Below are 14,260 nucleotides of genomic sequence, written 5' to 3' on the forward strand. Positions count from 1 at the left end.
AAACAATAGTAATGTTTCATGAGAAGAATTAGAATATATCAAGTCCTGCTGATGCTATCTGTTGCGATGGTTAGTTATGCTCGGGACCTAACAGAATTGGTTGATACCCGACAGGGTACGGACTCACATTTTGGATTCAGTAACGGAAATACGTTCCCGGCCACAGGCATGCCATTTGGCATGCATCTGTGGTCGCCACAGACAGGACGTAATGGTGATGGCTGGAAATATCAATGGGCTGCCGAAACAATGCGCGGCCTTTGTCAGTCGCATCAGTGTAGTCCGTGGGTAGGAGACTATGCTGTTTATGCGTTGATGCCTGTCAGTGGTACATTACGTACAGATGGAGATGAACGTGCAGTGGCATTTAGCCATAACGATGAAGTGGCACGCCCTCATTATTACAGTGTAAAACTGGAGAATGGTACTAAAGCGGAAGTTGCTCCTACAACCCGAGGGGCTCATTTCCGTTTTAGTTATCCGAAGGGAAAAGCATCATGGTTGGTGATTGACGGCTATACTGGAGAAAAGTCTTTCAAAGTAGATGCTGATAAAAAGCAGATCACAGGATGGGTGAATAATCAGCGTTTTGTGAACAAGGCTGAGACATTCCGTTGTTATATAGTGATGCAGTTTGATAGCCCAATTCTTGAAAGTGGTGAATGGGAAGATGGAGTGTATGTACGTTTTGCTTCAGGAAAGCATGTACAAGTGAAAGCTGCGTCCTCATACATTAGTGAAGAGCAGGCACTACAGACATTGAATACAGAATTAGGTAAAGACCGTACGATAGAGAAGACTGCTAAGCGTGGACAAGAAACTTGGAATAAGTTGTTGGGCCGTATGCTGGTTGAGGGTGGTACTTTGGAACAACAGTGTACTTTCTATAGTTGTCTGTTCCGTGCTAACCTGTTCTCTCGTAAGTTCTACGAACGCAAGGCTGATGGTACACCTTATTATTATAGCCCTTATGACGGAGCTGTTCACGATGGCTATATGTTTACCGACAATGGCTTTTGGGATACTTTCCGTTCACAATTCCCACTGACAAACCTGTTGCATCCAACCCAGCAGGGACGCTATCAGCAAGCATTACTGCAGGCATGGCATGAGTGCGGATGGTTGCCATCATGGTCGTTTCCGGGCGAGACTGGCGGAATGGTGGGAAATCATGCCATTTCACTTATAGCTGATATGTGGGCAAAAGGAATACGTACGGTTGAGGCTGATACAATTTTGAAAGCCTATGCTCACGAGGCAATGAACAAAGGACCATGGGGTGGGGCCAATGGACGTGCCGGTTGGAAAGAGTATTTTACATTGGGGTATGTTCCTTTCCCCGAATCGCATGGTTGTGTTACCCAAACTTTAGAATATGCCTACGATGATTTCTGTGCTTATCAGTTGGCACGAGAGAGTAATCAGGAACTTTACAAGCGCATATTCGGGACTACGATGTTTAATTACCGGAATCTTTGGGATAAAAAGACTGGTTTTATGCGTGCCCGTTCATCTGAAGGACGATGGTACGAACCGTTTGATCCGTTGGAGTGGGGTGGACCTTACACTGAAGGGAATGCATGGCATTACATCTGGTCAGTATTTCATGACGTACAGGGACTTATCAATTTGTTTGGAAGTGACGAAGCATTTGTTGAGAAAATTGACAGCGTATTCATGATGCCTAATACGGTAAAGCCTGGATGGTATGGCGGAATGATTCATGAAATGATTGAGATGCAGGCTGCCAATATGGGACAGTATGCGCATGGTAATCAGCCTATCCAACATCTTCCATATTTGTACAGTTATGCCGGACAACCCTGGAAAACACAATACTGGGTACGGCAGATTATGGATAGACTCTATAATAGTACTCCACAGGGATTTCCTGGAGATGAGGATCAAGGCGGTATGTCGGCTTGGTATGTGCTAAGTGCGCTTGGACTTTATGCCGTAACTCCCGGCACAGATCAATATGTAATAGGAAGTCCGCTGTTTTCACGTATTACTCTAACTACAGAAAGTGGTAAGAAATTTGTGATTGAAGCCCGTGACAATTCTTCTGAGAATGTGTACATTCAGCAAGGAACACTTAATGGAGTTCCTTTAGAACGTAACTATTTGACGTATGGTGAAATAGTTAATGGAGGATACTTGCAGTTTACAATGGGACCTCAGCCAAACAAGCAGAGGAATATCTCAAAATCAGCTTCACCATTCTCACAATCCAAACCAATAGTACATAATTAAAAGTAACAGATATGAGCAACCGTATATTCTCTTTCCTGCTGACAATAACAATCTTCTTTAGCGCACAGGCTTCCAATCGTTCATCTTTGGTGAACCCTTTTATCGGAACACAAGGCGTTGGATTAACTTCTGGCTATTTGTTTCCTGGTGCAACCTATCCACATGGTATGGTGCAATTTACTCCCACCTATTTTGCAAAGAATGCAGGATTCGTTGTCAATCAGAATAGTGGTGGCGGATGTGAACATATGGGAAACTTTCCGACTTTTCCAGTGAAAGGGGCATTAATTGTTTCGCCCGATCAAATTCGCAATGCGCGCTTTCAGGTGACTGACGAGCAGGGCCATGCCGGATATTATGAAGCAAAGGTGAATGAGGATGTGAAAGCATCGCTGACTGTAACCGAACATACGGGAATGGCCCGTTATGATTTCCCTGATACGTGTACTCGTGGTACTGTAATAATTGGTGCTGGCATCGCTGCTACACGTATTAGTGAGGCGGCACTTGTGATAACAACCCCTAACCGTGTGGAAGGTTATGCTGATGGTGGCTATTTCTGTGGCATTCGTACACCTTATAAAATATATATGGTGGCAGAATTTGATGTGCCTGCTGTGGCTACAGGCACATGGAAAGGTGAATCGCTTCATCCATCGGCAACCTTCGCTGAGGGTATGAGTTCAGGTGTTTTCTTCACTTTTGATGTGAGCAAACAGAAAACTGTTCATTACAAAGTGGGAATCAGTTATGTTTCAGTAGAGAATGCACGTCAGAATCTTCATACAGAAAATTCAGATTGGAATTTTGAGTTGGTTCGTAAGCAGGCTGAACAGGCATGGGATGAGAAATTGGGACTTATCGATGTGGAAGGCGGTACTCAGACTCGTACCATTCAGTTCTATACCCATCTGTACCGTTCGTTCATTCATCCCAGTGTGTCAAGTGACGTGAATGGTGAATACATGGGGGCTGATTATAAGGTGCATCGCACCAATTCTCGTCAGTATTCCCAATTTAGTAACTGGGACACCTATCGTACACAGATACAATTGCTTTCTATTTTGGAACCCGATGTGGCCAGTGATATTGTATTGTCTCATCAGGATTTTGCCCTGCAGTCGGGCGGCTCATTTCCCCGTTGGGTGCTTGCCAATATTGAGACGGGCATCATGCAGGGAGATCCCTCGGCTATTTTGGTAAGCAATGCTTGGGCTTTTGGTGCGCGTAACTATGACCCGAAACCACTGTTCGAAATCATGCGACGAGGAGCTGAGGTGCCTGGTGCAAAATCACAGCAGGAAGAAACAAGACCACACCTGAAACAGTATCTAGAGAAAGGTTATTGTCCGGCAAGTATTCAGCTGGAATACACTTCAGCCGATTTTGCTATTGGTCAATATGCACTCAGGGCTGTAGGCGATGAATTTGCCTCTTGGCGATATTTTGGTATGGCTCGTTCTTGGAAGAATCTTTATAATCCGGAAACTGGATGGTTGCAGTCGCGTAACGAAGATGGCTCATGGAAACCTCTTTCAGAAGATTTTCGTGAGGCTACCTATAAGGACTATTTTTGGATGGTGCCCTACAATCTGAAAGGACTCATTGAACTGATTGGTGGAAAAGAAAATGCTGAAAAACGTTTGGATGAGTATTTCACTCGTTTGGATGCTGGATACGGTGATCAGTGGTTCGCTTCGGGTAACGAACCCAGTTTTTGCGCTCCATGGATTTATAACTGGGTGGGCAGTCCTTGGAAAACATCAAAAGTGTTGAGGCGTACAATCAATGAACAGTATTCTGACCGTCCCAATGGATTGCCTGGCAATGACGACCTTGGGTCAATGGGAGCTTGGTATGTTTGGACCTGCTTAGGGCTCTATCCTGAGATTCCTGGCGTGGGGGGCTTTGCATTGAATACCCCAGTGTTTCCTAAAGCCATTATTCATTTACCCCGTCATGAAGTGTGTATCATAGGTGGTTCGGAGAAAGAGATATATACGCGCCGACTGTTGGTCAATGGAAAGGAGCATCTTTCAACATGGATTGACTGGCAAGTTCTGGCAGAAGGAGCAAAACTAGAGTATAAGACCTCTGCTCAGCCAGACAAGAAATGGGGTACGCAGGTTGCACCGCCTTCATTTGAGTAGAGATTTAGTATGTAAATAGAATAGTTCATTTATGAAAGGATATTGTTTGTTTTTTCTTTCTGTTTTCCTTACTGTAAGTAGTGCTGTAGCTCAGCAGAGTTGGGCTTGGGGACCATTTGTGCGCCCTGTAGGAGTAAACCCGATTGTGCGTCCCGATACGAACAGCGTGTTTTATTGTCCAATGCGTCAGCATTCTGTAGCATGGGAAGGTAGCGATACTTTCAATCCTGCAGCCACAGTGATGAACGAAAAAGTGGTTTTGTTGTATAGGGCAGAAGATAATTCTGCTGTAGGCATCGGTTCCAGAACATCACGAATCGGTTACGCTTCATCTGCTGATGGTCTTCACTTCGTTAGGCATGGAGCTCCAGTATTATTTCCTTCAAAGGAAGATAATCAGGCAGAGAATGAATGTCCTGGCGGTTGTGAAGACCCACGTGTGGTAATGACTGATGATGGACTCTACGTGATGATGTACACCCAATGGAATCGAAAACAGGCTCGTTTGGCTGTAGCCACTTCACGTGATTTGGTTACCTGGGAGAAGCATGGACCAGCATTTGCCAAAGCCTATGGAGGTCGTTTCAAGGATGACTTCTCGAAGTCTGCTTCTATTGTAACCGAGGTTAAGGATGGATGTCAGGTTGTGGCTCGTGTCAACGGAAAGTATTGGATGTACTGGGGGGAGAGCTTTGTTAATGTGGCAACTTCAGACAATCTTGTTGATTGGACTCCTTTGCTTGATGATCAGGGCGATTTACTTAAAGTAATGTTGCCAAGAAAAGGGCATTTTGATAGTCAGTTGACAGAATGTGGACCTCCTGCAATTCTTACTGATAAAGGCATATTACTCATTTATAATGGCAAGAATCTTGCTACTGAAGATGGAGATAAACGTTATACTCCCAATTCATACTGTGCAGGACAGGCATTGTTTAGTGCCAGTAATCCCACGCAACTTATTGACCGGTTGGATAAGCCGTTCTTCCTTCCTGAAGAAGATTTTGAACGTAGCGGACAGTATCCTGCAGGAACCGTTTTTGTTGAAGGAATGGCCTTCCATGGCGGGAAATGGCTGCTATATTATGGCTGTGCCGACTCACGTGTGAGTGTGGCTATTTATCAGCCCCAATAAAAGAAATACCAATTACTATGATAATTATCAACTAGAAAATGAAAAGAATTTATTTATTGTTTTTAACTTTGACTACCGCCGTGGTGGCGATAGCTCAACAGTCGTTTTTAATCGACAATCGTGTAGCTGTGTTCTATCCTGCTAATTATGATGCAGCCCAACATCAGCCTTCACCTATTTTTTTACGCGAGTTGGCTCCCATCAGTCAGAACCTTCCAGATGATTGGCAGTTACGTCCTCGATTTACAAAAGAGAACGGACATAGTGTAGCAACTTTTGAAGTAGGAGATGCTGACCTTTACGGTTGTGGTGAGGTATATGGTGACCTAAAACGCAATGGTGAGACGGTAGGTCTTTGGAACAAGGATAATGGCTTGTATATGACCGAAGGTGGAAAACGTTTGTACCAGAGTCACCCTTGGGTGCTGGGTGTTCGTAAGAATGGAACAGCTTTTGGCCTGATAGCTGACAATACATGGAAATCAAAACTTACTACTGACCATCAGGTGCGTTTTGATAGTGAAGGCCCCGCTTTCCGCGTTGTAGTGATAGAGCGTAACTCTCCTGTTGAGGTGCTACAGGAACTGGCCAAACTCAGTGGTACTATTGAAATGCCGCCCTTGTGGTCGTTGGGCTTCCACCAGTGTCGTCATAGTTATGTGCCCGATACGTGGGCAATGCAGATTGCCGACACGTTCCGTGATAAGCAGATTCCCTGTGATGTCATTTGGATGGATATTATCTATATGGATGGTTTCCGTATCTTCACTTTCTCACCGAAAGAGATGCCCAATCCGAAGGCGTTCAACGATTATCTGCACAGCAAAAAATTCAAGTCTGTGTTTATGATTGACCCAGGTGTGAAAGTTGACCCTAATTATTTTGTTGATCAGCAAGGAATGGCCAACGACTACTATGTAAAGACAAAAGACGGAAAACCGTTCGTTGGACAGGTTTGGCCAGGCGATACTCATTTCCCCGACTTTACACGTCCTGAAGTGCGTCGTTGGTGGAGTACACTTTATCCTGACTTTATGGCTACTGGCATTGACGGTATTTGGAATGATATGAACGAACCTGCTGTATTTGATGGCCCTGATAGTTCGATGCCTGAAGATAATGTCCACTTAGGTGGAGAGGGACTGGCTGAAGGACCTCATTTGCGTTATCATAATGTGTATGGATATAATATGGTAAAAGCGACTCGTGAAGGTATGCTTTTGGCCAATCCACAGAAACGTCCTTTCGTTCTTTCACGTTCAAATTTTCTTGGCGGTCAGCGCTATGCAGCAACATGGACGGGCGATAATGCTTCGACTTGGGAGCATATGAAAGCAAGTATTCCAATGACCTTGAACATGGGACTCACCGGACAACCTTTCAATGGTCCTGATATTGGTGGCTTTGCTCGTGATTGTAATGGGGAATTGCTGGCTCATTGGACTGCTATTGGCGTTTACTTCCCATTTGTCCGCAATCATTGTAGCTTGGAAGAAGTTCAACAAGAGCCATGGGCATTTGGGCAGCAAGTAGAGGACGTATGTCGTACAGCTATCAATCGTCGCTATCGTCTGCTGCCTTATGTATATACATTGTTCCGTGAAACCTCTCAAACAGGTATTCCTGTAATGCGTCCAGTATTCATGGCCGATGTGAATGATGAAACGCTCCGTTCAGAGCAACAGGCATTCCTTCTTGGTGGCGATTTGTTGATTGTACCTCGTTGGGCTGAGAAACCAGCGCTGCCGAAAGGAAACTGGGCAACCTTCAGTATGGAGAATGGAGATGACGGATATCAGGCTCGTTTGGCTCTTCGTCCCGGTTCTGTGCTTCCTTTGGCTAACCTGTATCAGAATACAGTTGATTATTGTACTGACTCATTGACATTGGTGGTAAATCTCGATGAGAAAGGCCTGGCACAAGGAAGACTTTATGAGGATGATGGTGATGGATTCAACTATCGCTCTGGCGATTATTCTGACTATCAGTTGAAGGCAAATACAGATGGCAAAACCCTGACAGTAAGTCTTCAGAAAATTGATGGAAAACGTAAAGCATCAAATAAGCGTTGGCTACGTATTGCTCAGATTGTTAAAGGTCGATTGGTGTATTCCAATTGGCAGGAAGGTAATCAAGCTGTTGTTAAGTTGCGAAAGAAATAAAATTGTCGCATAGCGTGAAAATTGAGCCAAACTACTCTAAAAAGGGCAGTTTGGTTCAATTTTTATTATAATTGGGTTCGATTTTTATGTAGTCTCTATAGGTTAATGGTTAATTTTGCCCACAGAAACAATCAGTACCTAAAACTATGATAATGGATTACTCCGAATTATACAAGACCTACTTTCCTCAACTTGTAATGGTGGCAAGTCGTTGGCTTTCGAAAGAAGATGCTGAAGACTTGGTACAGGATGTAATGGTACGTTTGTGGGTACGCCGCGATACTGTGAAATATCTAACCGATTTCTTTCCTTATGCGCTAACAGCTGTAAGAAATCGATGCCTTGATCATATAAAACATCTTACTTACGTTCGCGAATATGAGCATACTGCATCGGCAAATTTGCGAATGGCTATCGATATGGAGAATCCAATGACTCGTATGGAATACTGTGAATTTGAGAAAAAAGTAAATATGGCTGTTTCTTCGTTGCCTACACGTTGTAGAACGGTATTTATGATGAGTCGTTATGAAGATAAGAAATATGACGAGATTGCTACAGAACTTGGCATTTCTCTGAATACAGTCGAGAATCATATGACATCGGCTCTTTGTAAATTGCGTAACGTATTACTTGTTTCTTAAAATGAACAATAAATACATGAATTAATAGTTTGTAATTATATAGTTATAATATTAAGCAATAATGAATAAAAAAGCAATCTTTTCCCTGCTTCTCACTTTGTTTCTCTGTTTGGGAGTGCAGGCACAGCAGGTGGCTCCTTTTAAAAAAGGTGACCGGGTAACGTTCGTGGGTAATAGTATTACCGACGGAGGACATTATCATTCTTACATCTGGCTTTATTATATGACTCACTTCCCCTTCGATGAGATGTGGATGGCCAACTGTGGTGTTGGTGGTGATACCAGCTTGGAAATTCTCAACCGATTGGACGGAGATGTTTTTGCAAAGCGTCCAACAGTGCTGACGCTTACTTTCGGAATGAATGATAGTGGATATTTTGAGTATAATGGTGATGAGCCCGAGAAGTTCGCTGCCGAAAAGTTGGCTACTGCCAAGAAATACTATTATGAGATTGAGAAACGCCTGAAGGCCCGTCCTGAAACGCGTATGATCATGATTGGTACTTCACCCTATGATCAGACATCGACCTTTAATGATAATGTGTTTAAGAATAAGAACAATACTATCGGTAAGATTGTAGCTTTCCAAGATTCTGCAGCTAAGGCCAATAATTGGGAGTTTGTTGACTTCTGGGCTCCTATGAACAGAATCAATGAGGAACAGCAGAAAGTTGACCCAGCATTCACTATTTGTGGAAACGATCGCATTCATCCTGACAATGACGGTCATCTGGTGATGGCCTATCTCTTTTTGAAAGCACAGGGTATGGCTGGTAAAAAGATTGCCGATGTTCAGGTGAATGCCAAACAGAAAAAAGTTCTACGTAGTGAGAACTGTGAGATATCAAATGTTGAAAACCGTAGCGGTGTGGTGACTTTCGATTACTTGGCTCATTCACTACCTTTCCCGCTTGACACTATTCCACGTGGCTGGGAGTATCGCCGTCAGCAGGCTGCTGCTTTGAAAGTAATTCCTCAGTTTATGGAAGAAATGGACAACGAAGCCTTCAGCGTAACAGGTCTGAAAGGTAACTATCAGTTGTTGATTGACAATGAGCCTATTGATACTCTTACTGCCACTCAGCTGGCAAAAGGCATCAATCTGGCAAGTTATAGAAATACGCCTCAGTATCAGCAGGCAAAGGTAATTATGGAACTGAATGAAAACCGTTGGGAAATTGAGCGCCAGTTCCGCGACTATTCTTGGCTTCAGTATAACTTCTTCATGAAGAAAGGAATGCTTGAACAGAATGATGAACAGGCAGCACGTGTGTTCCGTGCCGGTCAGAACGATGGGTGGGTAGCTGCTAAACGCGGTCTTTACGATAAGATGATTCATAAGGAGGTTCGCGATATGTACATCAAGCAGATGGATATGATTGTAGAGCGTATTTACGAGATAAACAAACCGCAGACACGCAAGGTGAAGCTGCTTCCAGTAAAGTGATTTTATAGGTTATGACGAAAAAGCGTAAGATATTCTGTCTCCATCTATTAGGCTGTATGGCCTTCATGGCAGTCTTGATGGTATCTTGTTACAAGATAACACTTGTTCAGCAGGCTCATACTGTTGTAAAAGGAAATGTGTTCAATGGCAAATTGGTCGTAAAAAGTACCGATAATACTGCCGGTGGCGTTTATCATGTTTATGGCCTTTTCGGTATCCGAGTTCCTCAGGGGTGGGAGGTTGATGGTGATCTGGTGATGACACAGGTGGCCAAACCAACTACTGATGTCGGCGATCCTGATTATAATAAAACGATTACTCGTAAACTGGTAGTGAGTGAGCAATATACTAATATTCTCAATGAAAACTATCCTCGTAAAGGATATACCTGGTTGGGCTTTATAACAGATAAAGACTTTAAATCACTACTTAGCGGAGATGATCCCGACAAGCGTGTGGATAGTATCTATGTCACATTTACTATTGCTACTCCTTATGACCATACTGGTGTTTACTATCTGGATTATGTGGCTGGACATGTTGATAACGGAAAACGAAATGATCTTTCACAGGCCGACAAGGATTGGATGACACGTGTGGCAACTTTCTCTGGCGATCACATCAGTAGCGTGGTCTATACAAATACGAGTATTAAAGTAACCAATAGTGATGGTTCTGTTGACGAAGCGGGTGATGAAGAATGGGCAACTCCTGCCGAATGGAATCTGGAAGCTATGCCCAATGCAACACAGGCTGGAACTGCTCGCGCTTATAGAGATTTGAAATACAATAAACTGTTCACTCGTACCCGTGGATGGAATGGTGGCGACGGCGTTCTAACTGTTGGGTTGCCTAATGGCGATGTGTTTTGGACTTTCAACGATAGTTTCTATGGTCTTGTTGATGCCCGTACCCGTGCCCGTGGTAATTGTAATTTTCCACGTAATAGCGTGATGGTCCAGAAAGCACATGATGGTGTATTGGGCGAGACGGAAAGTGATTTTGTTTGGTTGGCCGATTATGTGAATTGGAACAACCGCAATGCTGGCCGTTATTTCCACTGCCGTACTCACTTGCGTCATCCACTTGGTGAGAAGACTGATGCCGAGATAGCTGCAGGTGATATTGACCAGGGAAAAGTTTATTGGTCAGGTGATGGTACTATCTATGATGGAAAACTTCAGATGATTTGGGTTGGAGTAGAGTCTGCTGAATTACTGAATCTTGATGCTGCAATTGCCACCTATAGTCTTGAGGGTAACGAGCCGCAGGGGTACTATCTAAATACAATCCCTGACTATCTGCCTCATGAGGGTGACTATCTGTATCGTGAGAGTGTGCAGACCGATAAACTTGTTGGACCATGTGCCTATGGCTCTACTCTTTGGGAAGATGAAGATGGTCATGTATATCTTTATGCTGTTGAAAATATGGGAACTGTTGTGGCCCGTTCTCAAACACGCGACCTTTACAGCCCATGGCAATATTACGTCAAAGATAGTAATGGTGATTGGAATTGGCAGGATGAATATCCCACTGAGGAAGAGCGTCGCCGTTCAAACATTATGACGGGCAATGCTTCCATTATGTTACCTTGGGTGTTCAAGGAGGGTGATTGGTATTTTATGACTTCACAGGCACCAATCTTTAGTCCAGATGTTTATATCTATCGTTCTAAGAGTCCTTATGGTCCTTTTGGCGAACGCAAATTGTTGTTCCGTTTGCCCGACCACTTGGATAAACAGGGGCCCCAGGCCTATCACTGGCTCTATATGGTCAATCTGCATCCTGCATTATCGCGTGAGGGTGAACTGGTTTTCTCTACCAATAGCGATCCAGATGATTTCTGGATGAACTTCAACGATACTGGTTCGGCCGACTATTATCGACCTTTCTTCTATCGTGTGTTTGATTGGAAGAATGTTTACGACGATCTTTATGAGAAACCTGAAAAGGATAAAATTGACAATCCTTCAGTGAATAAAATGCATAAAGAGAGTACCTATTATAACCTTCAAGGACAACGAGTAAAGAATCCGCAGCATGGCATATTTATCCGTGACGGACGCAAAGTTATGCTGAAGTAGTTATTTATTATAGTTGAGTTATGAATCTTTTCAGAGCCTGGACATCTTTGATGCCAGGCTCTATTTCAAATCTGGAGTTTAAGTCAATGCCGGCAAACATGGGGTGATGGAATGATTTTACCCTTTCATAATCATCGGGGCCGATGCCACCGCTTAATAGGAATGGTTTGGACCCGTCATAACTGTCCAAGACACTCCAATCAAACTGCTGACCACTTCCCCCTACAGTTTTGCAACGTGTGTCAAACAGAAAATAATCCACGCACGTTTCATATTGCTTATAAGATGCGATGTCCTCAACGGAACTCACGCTGATAGCTTTGATGAACTTGATACCAGGACGGAGATCGGGATCGAGCGTCGCCCTAAGATTGCGGATAAGGGTAGGGGTCTCGTTTCCGTGAAGCTGGATGAAGTCTAAGTTGAAGTTGACAGCACGTGTGATGATGTTCTGTGCCATCTCGTCAACGAATACACCTACACGTTTAGACTTCTTTTTTATCTCAGGTGCACGGTCGGGAATGATTCCTGCATGAGTGGGAATCATGGATACATAGCGAGGAGACTTTGGCCAGAAAATCAGACCAATCCAATCAACTCCAAGAGCCTCCACATCGTAGATGTTCTGACCATCACGCATACCGCAAACTTTTATAATCATTGCCTTCGTCTTTTTTTTGAATGCTGCAAATGTACAAAAAAAAGAGGGCATTTCAAAAGAATACCCTAAGTATTTCAATGAAATGCCCTAAGTGTTTCAAAGGAATACCTTATGTATTTCAATGAAATACCATTTCAGTGGCTTTGGTCTTATGCGTTGAGAGCTTCAAACAGACGGTCCAAAGCGCGGTCGGCGTCGCCTTCTTCATCAAGGAGAGTAACAAACTTTGAACCAATGATTGCACCGGCAGCATTTTGCTGGGCGGCCTGTAGCGTCTGTTTGTTACTGATACCAAAGCCTATCATTCGTGCATTACGTAAAGTCATGTCATTGATGCGGCGGAAGTATTCCTGTTTTTGTTCGTCAAATGATTTCTGTGCACCAGTAATTGCAGCACTTGAAACCATATAGATAAATCCGTCTGTGTTTTCATCGATGAACCGAATACGTTCTTCTGAAGTCTCAGGCGTGATGAGCATGATGACTCGTAGGTCGTAGCGATCGGCCACAGGCTTCACTTGTTCCATATAGTCTTTGAAGGGTAGGTCTGGAATAATCATTCCACTAACGCCAGACTCAACGCAACTTTTACAGAATTCTTCAATTCCGTAATGGAGTATTGGGTTTAGATAACCCATGAGGATAAGAGGAATCTCAACTTGGTCCTTAATACTGGTTAGCTGACTGAATAGCGTATGGAGGTTCATTCCGTTTTTTAGCGCTTTTGTGGCAGCACTTTGAATGACGGGACCATCTGCCAGGGGGTCGCTGAAGGGAATGCCCACTTCAATCATGTCAATGCCTCGGCGTTGCATGGCAAGAATTGTACTTGTCGTGCTATCGAGTGTTGGAGTACCAGCACAGAAATAGAGAGAGAGAAGTTTGCGATTGCCCCGTTGGGCAAAGAGGGTATTAATCTTGTTCATATTCCTTTCTTTTTTATTCAAGTCGTTTTTGTCCTAACTAATCAGGCATGAATCTGTTTCAGAAAATCTTTCAGTGCCATACCTGGATTATCTGCCTTCATGAAGGTCTCGCCAATCAAGAATCCGCGGAAGCCAACTTCACGCAATTGTCGTATCGTCTCCGGTTGTGAAATACCACTTTCGCTAACCTTTACAGCTGTCTTAGGCAATTTTTCAATCAGTCGGAAAGAATTGTCAACATCAGTAACGAACGATCCTAAATTGCGATTGTTTATACCGCAAAGGTCTGGTTCCAGTTCAGCATATTCCAGTTCACTTTCAGAATGCATTTCAAGTAGCACTTCCAATCCTAGCGAATGAGCCATATTTATCAGATGACTGCATTCCTTCTTGGTGAGACAGGCGGCAATCAGCAGAACGGTTGATGCCCCACAGAGCAATGCCTGGTATAATTGCAGTTCACTGACCACGAAATTTTTGTAGAGGATGGGGATAGTGACTCCCGATTGTCGAGCGGTTCGGATGAAATCATCGTGACCGCCAAAGTAATGTTCATCGGTGAGGATGGAGAGGGCTGCGGCACCATTCTGCTGATAGGAGAGAGGAATGATGTCGGCACGACCTTCTTCTTTAATCCAGCCTTTTGAGGGTGAGCGGCGTTTAAACTCAGCGATGATGCCCGTTTTGGAAGCAAGCAGAGCCTCGCGCATGGATGGCTTCTTGGCCTTGAGAAAAGTTAGTTCCTCATGCTTGTGGGCGATTATTTCTTGGAGAATATCTTTCATAAAGGAATGG

The 14,260-nt window shown here is 43.8% G+C and carries 10 protein-coding genes; 7 read left to right on the forward strand and 3 right to left on the reverse strand.

The features are described from left to right. Positions 1-18 precede the first annotated feature (18 nt). The 7 genes from L6475_RS04030 to L6475_RS04060 all read left to right on the forward strand — a co-directional run bounded on the left by L6475_RS04030 (position 19) and on the right by L6475_RS04060 (position 11,878). The gene (locus tag L6475_RS04030) at positions 19-2,253 is read left to right on the forward strand and encodes a GH92 family glycosyl hydrolase (RefSeq protein WP_237822734.1); all 2,235 of its coding nucleotides are present in this window, start codon (positions 19-21) and stop codon (positions 2,251-2,253) included. 11 nt (positions 2,254-2,264) lie between these two features. Further along, complete coding sequence (locus L6475_RS04035) at positions 2,265-4,403, forward strand: GH92 family glycosyl hydrolase (protein ID WP_237822736.1); 2,139 nt, start codon at positions 2,265-2,267, stop codon at positions 4,401-4,403. Between the two features lie 31 nt (positions 4,404-4,434). Then, positions 4,435-5,538, forward strand: coding sequence for a glycoside hydrolase family 130 protein (locus tag L6475_RS04040; RefSeq protein WP_237822738.1), 1,104 nt, complete (start codon positions 4,435-4,437; stop codon positions 5,536-5,538). A 38-nt stretch (positions 5,539-5,576) separates the two neighbouring features. Continuing rightward, a complete protein-coding gene (locus L6475_RS04045) occupies positions 5,577-7,700 on the forward strand; it encodes a TIM-barrel domain-containing protein (protein WP_237822740.1) in 2,124 nt (707 codons plus the stop codon). Positions 7,701-7,846: 146 nt separating this feature from the next. After that, positions 7,847-8,344: an RNA polymerase sigma-70 factor gene (locus L6475_RS04050; RefSeq protein WP_237822742.1), complete on the forward strand. Its 498-nt coding sequence runs from the start codon at positions 7,847-7,849 to the stop codon at positions 8,342-8,344. Between the two features lie 61 nt (positions 8,345-8,405). Next, the gene (locus L6475_RS04055) at positions 8,406-9,791 is read left to right on the forward strand and encodes an SGNH/GDSL hydrolase family protein (protein ID WP_237822744.1); all 1,386 of its coding nucleotides are present in this window, start codon (positions 8,406-8,408) and stop codon (positions 9,789-9,791) included. Positions 9,792-9,802: 11 nt separating this feature from the next. After that, positions 9,803-11,878 carry a DUF5005 domain-containing protein gene (locus tag L6475_RS04060; RefSeq protein WP_237822746.1) on the forward strand — a complete coding sequence of 692 codons (2,076 nt, stop codon included), beginning with the start codon at positions 9,803-9,805 and terminating at the stop codon, positions 11,876-11,878. 7 nt (positions 11,879-11,885) lie between these two features. On the opposite strand, the gene L6475_RS04065 is transcribed toward L6475_RS04060, so the two are convergent. The 3 genes from L6475_RS04065 to trpC all read right to left on the reverse strand — a co-directional run bounded on the left by L6475_RS04065 (position 11,886) and on the right by trpC (position 14,250). After that, a complete protein-coding gene (locus L6475_RS04065; RefSeq protein WP_237822748.1) occupies positions 11,886-12,539 on the reverse strand; it encodes a phosphoribosylanthranilate isomerase in 654 nt (217 codons plus the stop codon). Between the two features lie 149 nt (positions 12,540-12,688). Beyond that, the gene (gene trpA, locus L6475_RS04070; RefSeq protein ID WP_237822750.1) at positions 12,689-13,465 is read right to left on the reverse strand and encodes a tryptophan synthase subunit alpha; all 777 of its coding nucleotides are present in this window, start codon (positions 13,463-13,465) and stop codon (positions 12,689-12,691) included. A 41-nt stretch (positions 13,466-13,506) separates the two neighbouring features. Then, a complete protein-coding gene (gene trpC, locus L6475_RS04075; protein ID WP_237822752.1) occupies positions 13,507-14,250 on the reverse strand; it encodes an indole-3-glycerol phosphate synthase TrpC in 744 nt (247 codons plus the stop codon). Between the last annotated feature and the right edge of the window lie 10 nt (positions 14,251-14,260).

This window comes from Prevotella sp. E9-3, assembly GCF_022024015.1.
Classification (GTDB): domain Bacteria; phylum Bacteroidota; class Bacteroidia; order Bacteroidales; family Bacteroidaceae; genus Prevotella.